Origin of the sequence: Polaromonas sp. CT11-55 (assembly GCF_047303325.1) — a bacterium.
In the GTDB taxonomy this organism is placed as follows: domain Bacteria; phylum Pseudomonadota; class Gammaproteobacteria; order Burkholderiales; family Burkholderiaceae_C; genus Polaromonas.
In genome coordinates this window covers 210,454-230,420 of record NZ_JBKBEX010000001.1, presented here as the reverse complement: position 1 = coordinate 230,420, position 19,967 = coordinate 210,454, and the positions used below count along the sequence as shown (strand labels likewise).

At 65.5% G+C, this 19,967-nt stretch carries 6 protein-coding genes and 1 pseudogene; 5 read left to right on the top strand and 2 right to left on the bottom strand.

Going from position 1 to position 19,967, the window contains the following annotated elements; all coding sequences use genetic code 11:
- Positions 1-1,746 carry a FecR domain-containing protein gene (locus ACEN8I_RS01155; RefSeq protein ID WP_413325409.1) on the bottom strand — a complete coding sequence of 582 codons (1,746 nt, stop codon included), beginning with the start codon at positions 1,744-1,746 and terminating at the stop codon, positions 1-3.
- Positions 1,739-2,446 carry a response regulator transcription factor gene (locus ACEN8I_RS01150; RefSeq protein ID WP_413325407.1) on the bottom strand — a complete coding sequence of 236 codons (708 nt, stop codon included), beginning with the start codon at positions 2,444-2,446 and terminating at the stop codon, positions 1,739-1,741. The genes ACEN8I_RS01155 and ACEN8I_RS01150 overlap by 8 nt, the downstream gene beginning before the upstream one ends.
- Positions 2,447-2,791: 345 nt before the next feature.
- On the opposite strand from ACEN8I_RS01150, the gene ACEN8I_RS01145 reads away from it, so the two are divergent.
- The 5 genes and pseudogenes from ACEN8I_RS01145 to ACEN8I_RS01125 all read left to right on the top strand — a co-directional run bounded on the left by ACEN8I_RS01145 (position 2,792) and on the right by ACEN8I_RS01125 (position 19,961).
- Positions 2,792-10,405: an SdrD B-like domain-containing protein gene (locus ACEN8I_RS01145; protein WP_413325405.1), complete on the top strand. Its 7,614-nt coding sequence runs from the start codon at positions 2,792-2,794 to the stop codon at positions 10,403-10,405.
- Positions 10,402-14,544, top strand: a complete 4,143-nt coding sequence (locus ACEN8I_RS01140; protein WP_413325403.1) for an OmpA family protein — start codon at positions 10,402-10,404, stop codon at positions 14,542-14,544. The genes ACEN8I_RS01145 and ACEN8I_RS01140 overlap by 4 nt, the downstream gene beginning before the upstream one ends.
- Before the next feature lie 300 nt (positions 14,545-14,844).
- Positions 14,845-15,648: pseudogene (locus ACEN8I_RS01135) on the top strand (hypothetical protein); the annotation flags it as partial.
- A 381-nt stretch (positions 15,649-16,029) separates the two neighbouring features.
- Positions 16,030-17,325 carry an RHS repeat protein gene (locus tag ACEN8I_RS01130; protein ID WP_413325678.1) on the top strand — a complete coding sequence of 432 codons (1,296 nt, stop codon included), beginning with the start codon at positions 16,030-16,032 and terminating at the stop codon, positions 17,323-17,325.
- A gap of 41 nt (positions 17,326-17,366) precedes the next feature.
- Positions 17,367-19,961 carry an Ig-like domain repeat protein gene (locus ACEN8I_RS01125; RefSeq protein ID WP_413325401.1) on the top strand — a complete coding sequence of 865 codons (2,595 nt, stop codon included), beginning with the start codon at positions 17,367-17,369 and terminating at the stop codon, positions 19,959-19,961.
- Positions 19,962-19,967: the final 6 nt, after the last annotated feature.

The window sequence follows — 19,967 nt, the reverse complement described above, 5'->3', positions numbered from 1 at the left end:
CTAGAGCAGCAGCAAGGGCAGGCCCAGCATCCACATATAAGGATGGCGCGAGGGCACGTCTATCTTCTGCAGCATGGGCGGGCCGGCAGTGCCGTCCTGGTTGTCGACCAGGCGCACACCCAGGTAATTCGCGCCGCCCGAGGGGCGGGGCAGGCGGACCTTGCCGTCGGCGGAGTCCTGTTGCTGGTCCTCGGGCGCCATGCCGGCCGAGGCCGACACCGACACCCGGTAATGATGGTCCTGCGGCGGCGCGGGCAGCTCCAGCAGCAGTGCGTCGGCCTCGTAGCGCAGCGCGGCCTGGCCCAGGTCGGGCTGGCCCGGCGCGGGCTTGTAGGTAAAAGGCGCCGCGGCGGACCACGGCCCTTGCTCACCCTGGGCCGTGATGCTGGCCACGCGCCAATGCAGCCTGCCCTCGGGCAGGTCGTCCGCGGGCAGCCACTCGGTCTGCGTCACCGGCTGGTCCAGCAGCAGTTGCGCGAAGTTCTCCGACGTGGAAGCCTGCACCCGGTAACGCGCCGCATCGACCGCGCGGGTCCAGCGCAGGGTGGGGCGCGGCGAGCGCACCGTGGCCGATCGGCCCGGCGCCTGCAGCGCGGGCGCGAAGGGGCGTGCCGCCACAGTAAAGTTGTGGCGCGCTTCCAGGCCCTGCAGGCCCAGCGCATCCAGGGACCGCACGCGCAGAATGTAGCGGCCGTTGGGCAGGTCGGCAAAACTCAGCACGCCGGACTGCGAGGTCCTTTCCGCGAGGATGGCGTCAAAGCTGCTGTCCTGCGACACCTGGCCCCAGAGCACGCCGCCTTGTTCAGCGCGCGCGGGCGGCAGTGAAAAGCGCAGCGGCAATTGTTCGAGGCGCGTCGGCAGGGCAGACACATTGGGTGCGGCGGGCAGGGCGCGCGGCGGCATGGGCGCTTCGCCGGCGCGCGCCAGCGTGCCGAAGCCCGGCCCCACGACCACGGTTTTTCCGGTGGCGTCCACGCCGACCGAGCCTTCCAGGGTCTCCTCGCGCGTCTGGCCGCCATCCACCCCGACGCGGAACACCGTGCCGCGCACCACCGCCTGGGCGCTGGGGGTGAGCACGCGCAAATTCTGCTGCGTGCGCCGCCCCGGGTTGTCGGTGATTTCCGTCTGGCCCTGCAGCAGGCGCACCCGCGTGTCGGCCATCAGGCCGTTGGCATACAGGCTCAGGGTGTCCAGCACCAGTGTCGAGCCCGGGTGCACGCGCAGCTGCGTGCCGTTGGCCAGCTCCAGCGTGGCGCTGGCCAGGGCCTCGGTCTGCAGCTCCGCGCCCACGGGCAGGGCCTGGCCTGCGGCGGCGGTTTTCCAGCTTCCCTCGGGCTCGCGCCAGCGCACGCTGCCGTGCACGGTTTTCAGTGTGGCCTGGCCGGGGCTGCTGCGCAGCATGGAGGCCGGAATGCGCAGCACCGTGCCGGGCGGAATGCGGTGCGGGTCGGCAATCCGGTTGAGCTTTTGCACCACGTCCCAGCGCTGCGGGTCTATCAGGTGGCGCTGGCCCAGGCTGATCAGCGTGTCCCCGGGGCGCACGCTGTAAAGCCAGGCCGGCACACCGGAGGCCTTGTCGGGCAGGCCGGCGGCGGACGGGGTCTGGGCCGGCGCAAGCGCGGCCATGCCCAGTGAAAGCAGCCCTGCGGCGATGTGTTTGTGCATGAGGAATTTTCCGGAAGAGCCCGGCCTGGCGGGCTGCCGGCCCAGGCCGGATTTGCGGGAAAGATGTGAGTGCTCAGTCATGCAGCCACTCAAGCCGGTAGCCCTGGCCGTAGACCGAGACCAGGCGCCAGCCCGACTCGGGAGACAGCTTGAGCTTTCTGCGCAGGGCGCTGGCCTGCACGTCCACCTTGCGCGACTCCACGTCGGTGTTGTGGCCCCAGACCGTGGACAGCAAATGGGCGCGCGTCAGCAGCCGCCCCACGTTTTGCAGCAGGTAGAGCGCGAAATCGGTTTCCAGCTCGGTCAGCTCCACGCGCCGGCCTTCCACAAAAAACTGCCGGTTGGCGAAATCCACTTCCAGCCCTCCCCAGGCGTTGCGCCGGGTTTCCTGTTTCAGGCCTGAGCGGTGCAGCACCACATTGAGCCGTGCCAGAAGAATGGGCCGGGACACCGGCTTGACCAGGTAGTCGACCGCGCCGGCCGACAGCATCTGCACCACGTCGTCCTCGCTGTCGCGCGCCGTCAGAAAAATCACCGGCGGGCAGGCCTCCTTGAGCTGCAGCCGCAGCCGCGCCAGCACCTCGGGCCCCGACATGTCCGGCACCAGCCAGTCCAGCAGGCAGGCCGCGTACTGCCCCCGCTCCACGGCCCGTGCGCAGTCGGCGCCGCGGTTGAAAAGGTCTACCTCCAGGCCGGCTTCCTTGATCCATGCACACACGGCTTCAGCGGTTTCGGGCTCGTCCTCCAGGTAGGCAATTCGGGGGGCGGAAGTGTGGGGCATACGGGTTCAGGGGACCGGGTCGGACAGGCTTGTTACCTGTAGTTACATATTGTGCCGTCTTCGGCGAACCGAGTTTAGTGGTCTGACAACTGCCTGACCACCCCCTGCACCCCTCGACTGTTGGTAATTAGTAAGTGTAAACAAGGATTTACCCTTTGTTTCCGGGAGGCCCCATATGATCCGCCGCGCTAGTACCTTTTACTTCCCGTCACAACTATGCTCGAACATTTCCGACGCTGCGCGAAACTTGTATGCAAGCTGCCGAAGCCGGCCTCCCTGGTCCGTCAGGCGTCCGTTCTCGGTTTCAGTTTGTTACCTGTAGCCGCTTTTGCCCTGACAGCCTCGGTGACGGCCATCATTCCGGCTCAAGGTATTTACCCGGGTGAAATAGCGACTTTGCGCATCGCGCTGTCCAACAGCGACCCGGTTCCCGCCACCAACGTGGCCTTCAGCAACAGCCTGCCGGGCCTGTTGCCCAACGGCCTCAAGGTGGCCGGCGCGGCCACCAATGGTTGCGGCGGCGCATTCACCGCGGCGCTCGGAGCGCAGGCGCTGGACCTCACGGGCGGCAGCATTCCGGCCGCCGTCGGCGGCATCGACGGCCAGTGCGTGATCGACATCCCGGTCACCGCCGGCAGCTCGACCGGCAACGCGACCTCCTACGCCTACCAGATCCTCAACGGCGCGGTGACCAGCAGCGCCGGCAGCAACAGCGGCGACGTCTCGCAGACCTTCAACATTCGCGCGCTGCAGCAGCCGCAAATCTCCAAGGCCTTCGGCAGCGCCACGCTGGTGCTGGGCGGTGCGACCACCTCGCTCACGATCACGCTGACCAACCCGAATCCGGTGGCCATCGCAGGCTTCAGCATCACCGACAACTTTCCGCAGCTCGGCGGCAGCGCCATCATCAGCGTCGCGGCCGTGCCCGGCGCCAGCGCCAGCTGCACCAGCGGGCCCGCGCCCGCGTTCAACCCCGCGCCCGTGGCCGGTGCCACCAGCGTGACCGGTACGGGCGACATTCCCGCCAACGGCAGCTGCAGTTTTGTGGTCGCGGTGGAAGCGTCGCAGACCAACGGCCAGTACACCACCAACGCGCAGAGCAACCTGATCAACCGCAGCAGCGACTTCAGCAATTCGCTGGGCATTCCGGCGCAGGCCAATGCGCAGGCCAACATTACCGTCAGGTCGCCGCTCAGCGTGGCAAAAGCCTTTTCCGGCAGCTCGCTGTCCAGCGGTTCCTCCGGCAGCCTGACCATCACCTTGACCAACAGCGGCAACACACCGCTCACCGTCACGACCTTTGACGACAGCCCCATCGACGGCCTGGGCGGCGTCAACCCGGCGACAGGCCTGAACGTGACTTCCGCGTCCACCAGCTGCGCGGGCGGCACGGCCGCCGCCATCAACAGCAACAAGGGCGTGCAGCTGACCGGCGGCACCATTCCCGCCAACGGCAGCTGCACGGTCACGGTCAACTACACCGGCTTTGTGCAGGCGTCCGGCGTTCCGGTGACCTACACCAACAACATCCCGCAAGGCGCGGTCGACGTCGGCAACGCGGCCATCAAAAGCCAGAGTGCCTCGGCCACCATCCTGGTGGCCCACGACCTGCGCGTGCTCAAGTCGGCGCTCCCCGCCAGCCCGGTCGCGCCCGGCAACCCCATCCAGTACCAGGTCACGGTGCAGAACTACGGTGCTGGTGCGATCACCAACTTCACGGTCACCGACAACTTCACCAACGGCCAGACTTTCCTGACCGGCACCATCGGCGGCATCAACTACACGCCGACCGTCACCGCGGCCTGCGGCAACGTCAATTCCGCGAGCGCCGTCGGCAGCAGCACGGCGGTGTTCACGGTCGACACCCTGCCGGCCCGCACCAGCCCCAGCGTGCCCGGCGCCTGCGTGATCACGATGTGGGCGATGACGTCCACCGCGGCGGTTGCGTCCTCGGCCAACACCATCGCGGCGGGCGGCGTCTGCTACAACGCCGGCGCCACCTGCAACGGCGGCGCTTCCAACTCCACCAGCGTGACGACCAACGCCCCCGTGATGGCGGCCACCAAGGCTTTCGCGCAATCGTCCCCCGGCGTCAGCACCTTTGCCGAAGGCACTATCGTCCGCATGACCATCACGCTGACGAACAAGTCGGCGAACCCGCTGACCAACGTGTCGATCTCCGACACGCTGCAGCTGGCCAACAGCGGCGGCGGGCAGCTGCGCATCGCCAACCCGGCGAATGCGGCCAGCACCTGCGGCAGCCCGACCATCACCGCGGTCGCCGGCGCCACCTCGGTGGGTCTGAACGGCGGCACCGTGCCCGCGCGCGCCGGCAACGGCCTGGGCGCCGACGGCAGCTGCGTGCTGCAGGTCGACGTGGTCGGCCCGGCCGGTGTCTATCCCAACACCGCCACCGTGGGCGGCACGCAGACCTTCGGCAACGGCACGACCCAAACGCTCACCCCCGTGACCACCAACACGGCGACGCTGACCTACACCTCGGCGCTCAGCGCCACCAAGAGCTTCAACCCGGCCAGCGTGTCCACGGGCGGCCGTTCCACCGTCACGGTGCAGCTGCTCAACACCAGCGCACTGGCCCTGACCAATGTCAGCGTGACCGACCCGCTGCCCGCCGGCATGGTGCTGGCCAGCCCGCCGAACGGGCAGACCACCTGCGCGGGCGCGACCTCCATCACCGGCGCCGCCGGCGCCAGCAGCATTTCCATGACGGGCGCCAACATCGCGGGCAGCGGCAACTGCGCCTTGCTTTTCGACGTGGTCGCCACCGGCGCGGCCAACTGGGTCAACAGCATCCCGCCCGATTCCATCCTGGCCGACGGCGGCGTGCGCAACGTCGCCCCGGTCAGCGCCACCTTGCTGTTCACCCCGCCCAACGGCATCGCGATCAGCAAGGCCACCTCCATCAGCTCGCTGACCTTTCCGGGCCAGGTCAGCCGCCTGACCATCAACATCGCCAATGGCACGCAGGCTGTCACCAACCTGAGTTTTACCGACTACTTCACCGTGGGCGGCACGGCAGGCGGCACCAACAACGGCTGGGTGCTTACGCCCAACCCGGCACCCAGCACGACCTGCCCCGGCGGCGTGGTGACCGCGGTGGCGAACGCGCGCCAGGTCAGCCTGGCCGGCGGCACCCTCGCGGCCAACGCCAGCTGCCAGCTCAGCGTCAACGTGACCTCCACCGTGACCGGCGGCAACACCAACACCATTCCGGCCGGCGCCATCACGACCGACCAGAACCTCAGCAACAACAACCCGGCGACCACCAGCCTGGCCATCAGCACCAACATCGGCCTGGTCAAGCAGTTCACGCCCAACGTGGTCAAGCCCGGTGATCGTTCGCGCCTGCGCATCACGTTCTACAACCCGCTGTCGCAGCCCGTCAGCGCGCTGGCCGTCACCGACACCCTGCCGGCCGGCGTGACCGTGCCCAGCGGCGCCAACCCGACGACGACCTGCCAGGGCGCGACGGTGTCCTCGACCGTCAACAGCGTGCAGGTGTCCGGCGGCACCATCCCCGCCGCATCCGGCAACGTGCCGGCAAGCTGCCAGGCTGAAATCGACGTGCTGGTTGCGGCCCAGGGCGACTACGTCAACACCATTCCCACCAATGCGCTGACCGCCAGCGCCGGCGGCAACTCGCTGTCCAACACCCAACCCACCAGCGACACGCTGCGCGCCAAATCGCCGGTCGTTGTGCACAAGGCCTTCAGCGCCCGCACGCTGGACGCCGGCAACCCGGTCGGCTTCACCACCGGCTCCGACAGCAAGGCGCCCGGCGCGCCGGCCGTGCTGACTCTGCGCTTTGACAATCCGAACAACACGCCGCTCACGGGCATGACCCTGACCGACGCCTTGCCCTCGGGGCTGGTGGTCGCGCCCACGCCGGCCGCAGCCACCACCTGCACAAGCGGCACCGTCGTCGCGGCCGCCTCGGCGACCAGCGTGCGCCTGACAGGCGCGACGCTCGCCGCCGTGGGCTCCTGCACCGTCACGGTGAATGTGCTCAGCAACATCTCGGGCGTCTATACCAACACGGTTCCCACCGCCAGCATCACCACCAATGAAGGTGTGAGCAACGAGGAAGCCACCAGCGCGCAGCTGATCGTCTCCACCCCGCCCACCGTCGGCAAACAGTTCACGCCGGCCGTGATCCCGCCGGGCGGCGTCTCGCGCCTGAGCATCGTCCTGGGCAACAGCAACAGCAACAGCAGCGCGATGACGCTGAGCGCGAACTTTGACGACGTGCTGCCCACCGCGCCCGGCCAGATCCAGCTGACCGCCACACCCGCCATGGCGACCACCTGCGGCGGCACCGTGGTGGCCGCGGCCAATGCCACCAGCGTGCGGCTGAACAGCGGCGGCACCATTCCCGCCGGCGGTTGCACGATTGACGTGAACGTGACCGGCCTCACCGCCGGCGTGCACACCAACAACATCCCGGCCGGCGCGCTGCAGACCAACCTGGGCAACAACCAATCGCCCGCCAATGCGCCGCTGACCATCAGCACCCTGGGCTATATCTCGGGCAAGGTTTTCAAGGACAACAACCCCACGCCCAACGGCACTTTCCAGAACGGCACCGACACGCCCATCGCCGGCGTGAACATTGAACTGCGCAGCGGCGCGAACTGCAGCGGCGCCCTGGTGACGACCGGCACGACCGATGCGCTGGGCAACTACCTGTTCTCGTCCCTGGCGGCCGGCAGCTACTCGGTGTGCCAGCCCGCGCAGCCCTCGGGCACGACCAACGGCATCACCACGGCCGGCCCCATCAGCGGTATCAACGGCAGCACCGGCACGGCCGGCACCGCCGCCAACCCGACCGCGACCAGCAGCCAGGTCACCAACATCACGCTCAACGGCAACGGCGCGGGCGGCGAGATCTCGGGCTCGGCCGGCAACAACTTCGCGGAAGTCGTGCCCTCGTCCATCAGCGGCAAGGTCTTCAAGGACGTCAACAACAACGGCGTGCAGGACGGCGCGGACGACCCGCTGGCCGGCGTGACCGTTGAACTGCGCGATGCCGGCACCAACGCCTTGCTGGCAACCACGGTGACCGATGCCGCCGGCGGCTACAGCTTCGGCAACCTGCTGCCCGGTTCCTACACCGTGGTCGAGCCCACGCAGCCCGCCGGCACCTCCAACGGCATCACCACCGCGGGTGCGGTGCCCAACGGCGGCACGCCAGGCACGGCCACCACGCCGGCCGTCACGCCCAGCCGCATCAGCAGCATCGTGCTGCCGCCCAACACGACCTCCAGCGGCAACAACTTTGCCGAAGTGCCGAACGGCGGAACAATCTCCGGCCGGGTCTTTCTTGACTATGACAACAGCGGCACGGTCAACGGCAGCGACCACGGCATAGGCGGGCAGACCATCAACCTGACCGGCACCGACATCAACGGCCTGGCCGTCTCCAAAACCACCACCACGGCGGCCGACGGCAGCTACAGCTTCACCGGCCTGGCCCAGGGCACCTACACCGTCACGCAGCCGCTGCCGCAGGCAACGGGCACGACCAACGGCAAGACCATCGCCGGCAGCACCGGCGGTGTGGCAACGCTGCCGGCCAATCCGGTCTCGTCGATCTCAGCGATTCCGCTGGCGACTGCGAATGCCGTGTCGGCCGACAACAACTTCGCCGAAGTCCCCGGCGCCGCGCCCGACCTGGCCATTGCCAAGACCCACTCGCCGGTCAGCTTCGCGCAGGGCTCGAGCACCGGCTTCTACACCATCACCGTTTCCAACGTCGGCACGGTCGCGAGCTCCGGCACCATCACGGTGGTCGACACCCTGCCCGCGGGCATGACGGTGGCCGCCGTCGCCGGCGGCGCCACCTGGTCCTGCAGCAGCGCCGTCACCACGGTCACCTGCACCACCAACAGCGTGATCGCCGCGGGCGGCACCGCCCCTGTCTTCACGGTGCGCGTGGCGGTGGCGGGCGGCCTGGCCGGCCAGGTGCTGGTGAACACGGCCGTGGTCTCCGGCGGCAATGAACCCGCCGGCTTCAATGGCAACAACACCGCCACCGACCCCACGGTGATTTCCGACGTGGCCGCGGTGCGCGGCACGGTGTGGCGCGACCTCAACCACGACCGCATCAAGGACCCCGGCGAGCCGCTGGTGCCCGGCTGGATCGTCGAGCTCACGCTGGGCGGCGTGGTCGTGGGCACCACCACCTCCGACGCCAACGGCGCCTATGCCTTCAACAGCGTGGCGCCCGGCTCGGGCTACCAGATCCGTTTCCGCGAACCGACCAGCGGGCGCATCTACGGCCGCCCGGTCCCGAATGAAATCGGCCTGCCCTACACCAACGGCACGGTCAATGTGAACTCGAACCCCGCCGGCGCCAACAACACCGACGGCACGCTGCAGGGCCTGACCCTGACCGCCGGCACCACCACGCTGGCGCAAAGCCTGCCGCTGGACCCCACCGGTGTGGTCTACGACGCGGTGACGCGGCAACCCGTTCCGGGCGCCGTGGTGACGCTCTCCGCGCCCGGCCTCACGGCGGCCGACGTGATAGGTGGCAGCCTCACGCAGACCACCGGCGCGGACGGCTCCTACCAGTTCCTGCTGCTGGGCGGCGCGCCCGTGGGCGGCACGCTGTACACGCTCACCGTGACCTCGCCGGCCGGTTACCTGCCGGGCCCCTCGGCCATGATCCCGGCCTGCACGTCCACCCTGGGTGTCGGCCTGGCCCCGCCCAGCCCGGACCCTGCGCTGGTGCAGAACAGCAACTTCGCGCCCGGCACCGGCGTGCCGCTGCACAACCCCGCGGCCTGCCCCAACAACACGCTGGCCCTGGCGGGCGGCGCGGCCACCACGCAGTACTTCTTCACGTTTACCTTTGCCGCGATTCCCGGCTCGGCCAACGTGCTGAACAACCACATCCCGCTCGACCCCATCCTGGGCGGCGCCATCGTGATGACCAAAAGCACACCGCTGGTCAACGTGGTGCGCGGCGACCTGGTGCCTTACACCATCACCGCCACCAACACGCTGAACGCCGTGCTCGGCAACGTCAGCGTGGTGGACCTGATCCCCGCGGGCTTCCGCTACCGCACCGGATCGGCCTCGCTCAACGGTGTGGCGCTGGAGCCCACCGTGAGCGGCCGCAACCTGACCTGGGCCAACCAGGTGTTCGCCGCCGGTGAGCGCAAGACCTGGCGCATGCTGCTGGTGGTCGGCACCGGTGTGTCTGAAGGCACGTACATCAACCAGGTCGCGGCCCGCAACGCCCTGGTCAATGCGCAAATCTCCAACACCGCCACGGCCGCCGTGCGTGTGGTGCCCGACCCGACCTTTGACTGCTCCGACATCATCGGCAAGGTCTTCGACGACAAGAACGCCAACGGCTACCAGGACCAGGACGAGCCCGGCATCCCCAATGTGCGCATTGCCACGGCGCGCGGCCTGCTGGTCACCAGCGACCACGACGGGCGCTTCCACGTGGCTTGCGCGGCGATACCGAACGCGGACCGCGGATCCAATTTCGTGATGAAGGTCGACGAGCGCACCTTGCCTTCCGGCTACCGCCTGACCACCGAGAACCCACGCGACGTGCGCGTCACGCGCGGCAAGATGGTCAAGCTCAACTTCGGCGCCACCGTGCACCGCGTGGTCCGGCTTGAACTCTCGGGCGAGGCCTTCACCGCCAAGGGCGACGGCACCGAGCTGCAGCCCGCCTACCTCGCCACCCTGGAAAAACTTCCCGAGCAGCTCGCCGCGCGGCCATCGGTGCTGCGCATCGCCTACCGCCGCAGCGGCGAGGCGGCCGGCCTCGCCGAAAAACGCGTGGCCGCCATCAGCGAGCGAATACAGGACTTGTGGAAGGCCAGGCGCAAGAAGAAAGAGAACGACGGGAATGAGGCCGCCGACAGCGAACCCTTGCATCCCCTGATGATTGAAACCGAGCTGGAGACGGCGAAATGAATTTCCGTATACATGCGATAGCCGTCGCCGCCGGCCTGCTTTGCGCCGGGTCATCGGCCTGGACCGCGACCGAAGTCAGCGGCAAACGAATCGACAACGGCCGCATCGACCTGTTCAGCGTGCCGCCGCCGGCGGAAGTGCAGCCCGAGATCGCTTACCCCATGCCTTCCGGCGTGACACGCGAAGAAGCGGCCGGCATGAAGGCCCGCGCGGCCCAGACGCCCAAAGCGATTGCCTCCGTCGACAAGGCACTCGAAGAAGCCGGGGGCCTCAGCCTGTTTGTCTCGGGCAAGGCCGAGCTCACGCCTTCGGCCAAGGCCGCGATTGAATCGCTGGCCGCCGAAATCCGCAGCAAGGGTGCGGCCGCTGCCGGTATGCGTATTGCCGTGGTCGGCCATACCGACAACCAGCGCCTGGCGCCCGACACCAAACGCCTCTTCAAGGACAACCAGGGTCTGTCTGAAGCGCGCGCGCTGGCCGTGGCCGCTTACCTCAAGCAGCTGCTGAACAACCCTTCGATCACGTATTCGATCCAGGGCGAGGGCGAAAACAAGCCGCTGGCCTCCAACGCGACGCCCGAGGGCATGGCCCGCAACCGCCGTGTTGAACTGCGCGTGTGGTTCCAACCCGCGGTGCCGGCAGCGGCGCCTGTGGCCGTGCCCGCCCCGCTGGCACCCTGCACGCCGCAATCGGTCGGTCAGTCGACTGTGCCTTTCCGCATCACCATAGACGGCGAGCCCATCAACACCACCGAGATCCCCAACGAAGCCGACGGCCAGCGCTGCGCCGACGTCGCGCTCGAGCGGGCGGACATCCAGGTCCGCTACGACAGCCTGGCTGCCGTGCCGCTGATGAATGCCTGGGCCACGCCCTCCACTGCCGTCAAAGGCGAAGCCGTGGAGTTCCGCGCCTGGTCCAACTACATCCCCTGGATCAAAAAGGCCGAACTGCGCCTCTTCCGCCCGGGGCAAAAAACCCAGGAGCAGCCGTTTGAGATCGTGCCCGTCAGCTGGACGGGCGCGACCCGCTGGACGGTGCCCGCCAACACCGCGGGCGGCCAGGTGTTCTACCTGCTGCGCGTGTACGACGCGCAGGGCCGCTTTGACGAAACCAGCCTCAAGCAGCTGAACCTGCTCGCGCGCGCCATGCCGGCCAATGAAGACCAGGACAAGCTCGAACGCGAACGCCTCACCGGCTATGGCGAGAACAGCCTGGCCCTGCGCAACATCCCGGTGACGGGCGGCACCATCACCGTCAACGGCAGCAACCTGAAACCCGGCCAGCGCATAGAAGCCCTGGGCCTGGAGCTGCCCATAGACGCGCAAGGCAAGTTCGCGATGAAGCAGATCATGCCGGCCGGCCCGCAGTCGGTGGAAGTCACGCTCAAGGAAGCCGATGGTCGCGCCAGCACCTTCCGTCGCAACCTCAACATCGCATCCGACGACTGGTTTTACCTGGCGCTCGGTGATTTGACGGTCGGCAAGAACAATGTCTCCGGCCCCGCCAAGCTGGTGACCGGCGACCTGAGCCACTATGAAGACAAGGTCTACGTTGACGGCCGCGCCGCGTTTTACCTCAAGGGCAAGATCAAGGGCGAGTGGCTGCTCACGGCTTCGGCCGACACGCGCGAAGGCCCCATCGAAGATTTGTTTTCCAACTTCTCGAGCAAGGACCCCAAGTACTTGCTGCGCAGCATAGACCCCAACCTGTACTACCCGGTCTACGGCGACGACAGCACCACGGTGGACGACGCGCCCACGCAGGGCAAGTTTTTTGTCAAGCTGCAAAAAGGCGACTCGCACATCATGTGGGGTAACTTCCAGACCTCCTGGAGCGGCACCGAGCTCATGCAGTATTCGCGCGGCCTTTACGGTGCGCAGCTGCGCTACCGCTCGGAAGAGGCCACGGCCTACGGCGAGAAGCAGACGCAGATCGACGCCTTCGCGGCCGACCCGGGCACCCTGGCTTCGCGCGAAGAGTTTCGCGGCACCGGCGGCTCCATTTACTACCTGCGCCACCTGGACATCACCCAGGGCTCGGAGCGTGTGTGGATAGAAGTGCGCGACAAGGACTCCGGCATGGTGATAGAGCGCCGCGAGCTCGCGCCCACGCAGGACTACGAGATCAACTACCTGCAGGGCCGCATCCTGCTGCAGTCGCCGCTGTCCGCCACCGGCGGCGGCGCGGGCCTGATCATGACCTCGGCGGTCGGCGGCCAGCCCACCTACCTCGTCACGACGTATGAGTTTGCACCCGGCGTCACCGCCATCAGCAACCTCTCGACCGGCCTGCGCGCAAGCCAATGGCTGAACGACCACTTCCAGCTGGGCGCCAGCACTTACCACCAGGGCGAAACCGGCTCCAGCCAGACGCTCAAAGGCGTGGACGGCACGCTGCGCTACAAGCCCGGCACCTGGCTCAAGTTTGAAGCGGCCCGCTCCAAAGGACCGGGCAACGGCGCGCAGACCTCGATTGACGGCGGCTTCGGCTTTAACACCCTGAGCAGCGGTGCCATCCAGTCGGCCGGCGCCGAGCGCCTCGAAGCCGCAGTGGACCTGGCCGAGGTGACCGACAGCATGAAGGGCAAGGTCACCGCTTACGCGCAGAACCGCGACCGCGGTTACTCGGCTCCCGGGCAGATCGGCATCAGCGGCGAGGCCGTCAAGCAGGCCGGGGCCTCGGCCGACGTGGAAATCGTTGCTGGCACACGCGTGCTGCTCAAGGCCGACAGGCGCGAAGGCGATTTGCAGGACAGCCAGAACGTCGAGCTCGCCGTGCGCCAGACGCTCAGCAGCGAATGGGAAGTTGCGGCCGGTGTGCGCGCCGACGACCGTTCCAAGGTCACACCCAACGCCAGCACCTTGCTCTCACAAACCGGCTCGCGCACCGATGCGCAGCTGCGCGCCGACTACCGGCCCGACCGCGAAGGCGGTAAACCCGGCGAAAAAGAAAACTGGGAAGCCTACGGTTACGTGCAGGGCACGCTGGAGCGCGACGACACCCGCGACCCCAACAACCGCGCGGGCCTGGGCGGCGCATGGCAGGTCAGCGAGCGCGTCAAGCTCAGCGGCGAGGCCTCCGGCGGCAGCATGGGCCCGGGCGGCAAGCTCGGCGCCGACTACCGCATCTCCGACCGCAGCAATGCCTACCTGGCCTACACCGTAGAGACCGAAAGCCCCGACGTCGCCTGGCGCGGCCGCCAGGGCACGCTGGTCTCGGGTGCCAGCACTCGCGTCTCCGACCAGTTGCGTGTCTTCGGCGAAGGCCGCTCCGTCAACGGCGCGGGCCCGCAAAGCCTGACCCAGGCCTTCGGCACCGACTGGTCGCCCAACGACCGCTGGAACTTTGGCGCCAAGGTCGAGTTCGGCACCGTGTCCGACCCGCTGGCCGGCGACCTCAAGCGCCGCGCGCTCGGCGGCTCTGTCGGCTACAAAAAAGACGGCCTCAAATACGGCGGCAATATCGAGTGGCGCCACGACAAGGGCAATATCTCGGGCGAACGCACCACCTGGCTGATGCGCAACACCGTCGGCCTGCAGGTGGACCCGGCGTGGCGTTTGCTGGGCAAGCTCAACGTCTCGCGCTCCAGCAACAGCCAGGGCGCCTTCGTCGACGGCAACTACCACGAGTTCGTGCTCGGCAGCGCGTACCGCCCCGTCGACAACGACCGCTGGAACACCTTGTTCAAGTACACCAATTTGAACAACGTGCCCACCGCCGGCCAGCTCACGCCTTCGGGCCAGGCCGCCGACTACGCGCAGCGCAGCCAGGTGTTCTCGGTGGACACAATTTACGACGTGAAGCCCTGGCTGTCGGTAGGCGCCAAATACGCCTTCCGCATCGGCGAGCTCAAATCACCGGTGGCCGGCGGCGAATGGTTCTCCAGCCGCGCCGACCTCTTGATCCTGCGCGCCGACCTGCACCTGGTCAAGGAATGGGACGCAATGGTGGAGCTGCGCAACCTGCGCGCCACCGAAGCGCAGGACGCGAAGGCCGGTGCGCTGCTGGCTGTGTACCGCCACCTCGGCAAGGGCGTCAAAGTGGGCGTGGGCTACAACTTCACCAAGTACTCGGATGACTTGACCGATTTGTCATACCGCAGCCGCGGGTGGTTTTTGAACGTGCTGGCGGCGTATTGAGGGTGGGGCGGCAAACCCGATGGGCTTGCCGCCATGCTGCGTGGGCCATTGAACCCGCACCACCAGCTGCGAAAGAGTGATTGGGTTTGCGACGTGATGAACCGATCTCAGCAGATTGAACGCGAGAGCAATTGAGAACTATCCGTTGCGGTGAAAAGCCGCGATGCAAGCATTCCAATCTTTTTACTTACTCAGGTAAATAATTGCAGTTGTAAATCGTTCACGGTCATCTGATCCACGTTGACAGGCGACGGCCTTGCATCAACACTCCCTCTCGAAACAAACAGGGGGTGGGATTTCATGATCAAGCAATGTATTCGGCTTATCAGCCGCGGGTTCAGTGCGGTCTGCGTATCGGTATTGTTGTGGCGTCGAAGCGCATTGCTTTCCGGAATCGCACGACCTGGATACTTTGTTTGGTCATTTCGCTCCGTGTGGCCTTGGCTTATGGGCGTTGCGCTTCTGGGTGCATCTTCAATAGGCCATTCCGAGACAATTCCTGCGACTTCCACTCCAATCGCTTCCCGCACCGTGTATGGGCAAGCGTTCCAGGAGGGCCCCAATAAGGGTAAAACCATACTCTTTGAGACGCATAGCAGCGCTTGTATTGCCGGCCTTATCAATTACAACGCCACCTTATCTTCTTTCATCAGCTCATCGGTTACGAGCGCCACGGAATACACCTGCATTTACGGACCTCCGTCTTTGCCGTTTTCATCGAACTGGGGCGGCGGAGTGATTTTTCAATCCTGTTCTCCCTTTGGTACACAGCATGGCACTGCCTGCGTCAGCAGCTCTTGCCCATCTGGCCAGAATTGGACGCTCTCTGGATCCGTGTGCACCCGCCCCGACTGCGACCTGCTGACGCAGGTCAGATCCGGTAACGGGCAGTGCGTTGCCGCCACTCTGGTACCGCCTGAGGCGGAGAACCCTGGGAACTGTCGGTCTTGCCCTTGCCAACCTGACGGGCTTCAAACTGCCAGACCCATCATCCCGGCCACAGGAGAGAAGGTTTTTGAACACACCGACCATGCAGGGGATGGCCCCGACGCGTTGAGCCTGGTCAGAAGCTTCAGGAGCAGCCGGGTGATGGGTGTCGGCATAGCCGCTGCGGGGCTTGGCCAGACCTGGTCACATAACCATGCGACCAGCCTCAGGCAAACCGGTATGGCAGGAACAGCCGGCAGCACGGCCAGGATTCTCTTCGGGAACGGCAGCGTACGTGCTTTCGACTGGAATGCCACGAACAGCACCTGGCTGTCGATGAACTCCGCCGATACATTGGTCGCCAATACGCAGGGCCTGCTTTACAAGCGGGCGGACGACGACACGGCATGGCAATTTGACAGCGCGGGCAGGCTGCTGACTGTCACCCAACGCAATGGCTGGGTTACCACATATATCTACAGCACGATAAACACACCTGCCGGCATAGCTCCCGCGGCAGGGCTGCTGATAAGCGTCAGCAATCAGTTCGGCCGGTCCTTGAGCTTCGCCTACAACGGCGCCAGTCAGTTGATCAGTGTGACGCAACCCGACGGGCGGGTCATCAGCTATGGCTATGACGGCACCGCCATTACCTCGCGCTTGACCACGGTCGCGTACCCGGCCAATACAGGCACTGTCACCAAAACCTATTTGTACGAAAGCACCAGCTTTCCTCAGTTGGTGACCGGTATCGTCGACGAAAACGCCAGCCGGCTCGCCACAATTGCATACGACAACCAGGGCCGCGCCATCAGCAGCGGCTACGCCCTCAATGCCGGTCTGTACGACGTAAGCTATCCGGTGTCGCCGGGTGCGGGGACCACGGTCACCGACTCCCTGGGTACCACGCGCACCTATAGCTACGGCACGGCTGCCGGCAAACTTGCCGTCACCGCCGCAGACAAGCTCAGTGGCAGCGGCAACAGCTCCGCCGCCAGCCGGGTGCAGGATGCCAACGGATTTGTCACTCAGGAGATCGATTTCCTGGGGGTCACCACTATGTACACCTGGGACATCAACCGGCGGCTGCCTTTGACGACGACCGAGGCCGTCGCCCTGCCCGAAGCAAGGACCACCAGCACCCAATGGCACCCCACGTTGAGGTTGCCAGTGCTAGTCACCGAACCGGGACGGACTATCGCCTATAGCTACGACGGCGCAGGCAATATGCTGTCCAGGGTGGTGACAGATACGGCCACCGCCTTGGCCCGCACCACCAGCTGGACCTACAACCCCCAGGGTCTGGTCGCTACGGAAATTTCCCCCAACGGTGTTGTGGCTCGCACCTACGCCTACTATCCGACAAGCAGTTTTGGCGGCGCGGTGCCCAATGAGACAGGCCACACGGCCGGCGACCTGCAGACCATCACCAACGCCGCTGGCCATGTCACGCAGTTCACGCTGTATGACAGGGCAGGGCGGGTGCGCCAGATGGTGGACCCCAAAGGTGTGGTCACTGACACCACATACACCCCTCGCGGCTGGACCAGCAGCGTGACTGTCACCCCGCCAGGCGGCACCGCACGAACGACCAACTACACCTACGACAACGCAGGCCAGATGACAGGCGCAAGCTTGCCCGATGGCACCACGCTGGGTTACAGCTACGACGCGGCCCACCGGCTGACCGGCGTCACCGACGCCAAAGGCAACTCCGTCACCTACACCCTGGACAACGCGGGCAACAAGACAGGCGAGCAGGTCAAGGACCCCTCGGGCAATCTGCAAAGAAATATCACGCGCGTCTACGACGCCCTGAATCGCGTGCAACAAGTCACGGGAGCGAGCAATTGAACACCGCCACAACAACAAGCACTGTCCACCGAGGAGTCCGCATGAGCAGCCCTAGCCCCACCAGAGCTCCTAGCCGGGCCTTCACCGCATGGCTAAGCCGCCTGGTGCTGCTCATCGCCATGGCGCCGGCCCTGGTGGTTGCCGCCACCCCGACGACCACGGCGCTTTCAAGCAGCGTCGGTGCGGCCCCAGTCGGGCAAAACATCACACTAACCGCCACCGTCACAGGAACCAGCCCCACGGGTACCGTCACCTTCAAGGACGGCGGCACCACCGTGGGCAGCAGTGCCTTGAGCGGTGGTGTGGCAACGCTGGCCACCAGCTCCCTGGCTCTGGGCAGCCACATCCTGATCGCTGACTATGCCGGCGACACGAATAACAACCCTTCAACGTCCGCTGCAATCATTGTTGCCATCAATAACGGCACCCTGACCTGGCAGTACGGCTACGACGCCATGGGCAGGCCCACCACCGTGCTGGACCCCAACGGCCTGGCCAGCTACACCTACTACGACAGTCTGGGCCGTCCCATCCAGACCCAGCAGCCGGCGAATATCGGCAGCGCGACACCGACCACCACCGGCTTTGCCTACAACAGCGCCGACGGCCTGACCCAGGTCACCGACCCGCGCAACCTGGCGACTACCTACAACCCCAACGGCCTGGGCGATGTCACGGCACAGACCAGCCCGGACACGGGAGCCAGCCAGTACACCTATGACGCGCTAGGCAACCTGCTCACCAAGACCGACGCCCGCGGCAAGCTCACCCAGTACACCTATGACAACGGGGGCAGGATCAAAACCATCAGCTATCCCACGGGCACAGGAAGCGTTTTTGAATACGACGGCGGCAGCACTCCGATCCCAGGCGCCATCGGCGAACTGACCAAGATCACAGACGCCAGCGGCCAGGTGACCTACACCTACGACAGCATGGGCCGCAAGACCGGCAAAATCCAGACAACGGGAGCGAGGACTTTCACCGTTGGCTATATCTGGGGTGACAGCGGCAGTGCGCTGGACAAGCTCACAGCGATTACCTATCCAAGCGGAACCCGGGTCAACTACAGCTATGACGCGCAGGGTGTGGTTTCGGGTATCACGGTCAATCCGCCGAACAGCAACGGTGTGGGCATCAACACAGGATCCACCTTGCCGCTTATTTCGGCCATCACCACCAATGCCGAAAGCAAGTTGACCGGCTGGACCTGGGCCAGCACTAAGACTCAAGCGATCAGCTATGACGCCAACGGGCAGATCAGCGCTTACAACCTGGGTGACCCAACAAGCACCGGCATTCGCCGCACCATCGTTCGCGATAGTGCTGGGCGCATCACGGGCTACACGCACGTCGGCAATGGAACACCTGTTCCGGCACTGGATCAGAGCTTTGGCTATGACAACCTGAACCGCCTGATCAGCGCTACGCTGGGCGGCACGTCAATCCAGTACAGCTATGACGCCACGGGCAACCGCACGGCCAAGGTGATTAGCGGCACCAGCTACCCCAACACCATCTCGGCCACCAGCAATAAGCTGACCCAGACCCAGGATGTGGGCGGTACTGCCACCGTGGTGCATGACACGGCTGGCAATATCACGAGCGACGGAACCAATACCTATACCTATAGCGACCGGGGGCGGCTGGCGACCATGACGAATGCGGGTGGCACAGTCAGCTACAGCTACAACGCGCTGGAACTGCGGGTTGGCAAGACAGGGCCGACGGCGCTACTGCCGACGGGTGCGACCTACTATGTCTATGACGAGGAAGGAAAACTGCTTGGTGAGTACGATGCCAACGGTACCCCTCTCTATGAAACGATCTATCTGGGAAGTCCCGTTGGCGTAGTTAAGCAGGAGGGAACTGCTGCGGCCAGCAATATCGCAATTACCCTGTACAACGTCTCAACTGACCAGCTCGGTGCGCCGCGGATCATTACTCGACAGAGCGATGAAGCGATTGCCTGGCGCTGGGATTCGGCTGAAGCCTTTGGAGCGACGGCACCGGATCAGAATCCGAGTAGCTTGGGAACCTTCAGCTTTAACCAGCGCCTGCCCGGTCAAATCTTTGATGCCGAAAGTGGGCTGTTCCAGAACTGGAATCGGGAGTACAACCCACGCATTGGGCGGTACATGCAAAGCGATCCTATCGGGCTGGCTGGCGGGATTAATACGTTTGGTTACGTTGAGGGAAACCCGCTAACTACTAGTGATATGCAAGGATTGCAGTCGGAGGGAACCGCCGTCGCTGCAAGCGTCGCAGCCTTAGCTCAAATTGTGCAAGCAGCGCCAGCTGCACTTCCGAGCTTGACAAACGCATGTCTGACTAACCCCTTTACATGCGGTGCTGCAGCAGGAGCTGGAGGATTGGCTGTCGGTACGTTTATTTATCCCCACATTGAGCCGGCTCTTTCGCCAGTGATTGATTGGTGCATGAACCAGCAAGATCCTTTAGCTCCTGCTGGAGGTAAAGAACACACTTCTGGTGCGCGTCCGTCAACCGAGGGGAAGCATCAAGCTGGCCAAGATAGGAAAAAGACGGATCGTGGTGGGGAAAAGGGTGATAGCACAAGAGATTATCCACGCCGAAAGCCGGATGGTTGGAAGGGTTCCTGGCCTCCAAAAAACTGATATTAA

Excerpts from the sequence above, each read along its gene's own strand:
- ACEN8I_RS01140 (WP_413325403.1), top strand. The coding sequence starts at position 10,402 with ATGAATTTCCGTATACATGCGATAGCCGTCGCCGCCGGCCTGCTTTGC.
- ACEN8I_RS01125 (WP_413325401.1), top strand. The coding sequence starts at position 17,367 with ATGAGCAGCCCTAGCCCCACCAGAGCTCCTAGCCGGGCCTTCACCGCA.
- ACEN8I_RS01150 (WP_413325407.1), bottom strand. The coding sequence starts at position 2,446 with ATGCCCCACACTTCCGCCCCCCGAATTGCCTACCTGGAGGACGAGCCC.
- ACEN8I_RS01155 (WP_413325409.1), bottom strand. The coding sequence starts at position 1,746 with ATGACTGAGCACTCACATCTTTCCCGCAAATCCGGCCTGGGCCGGCAG.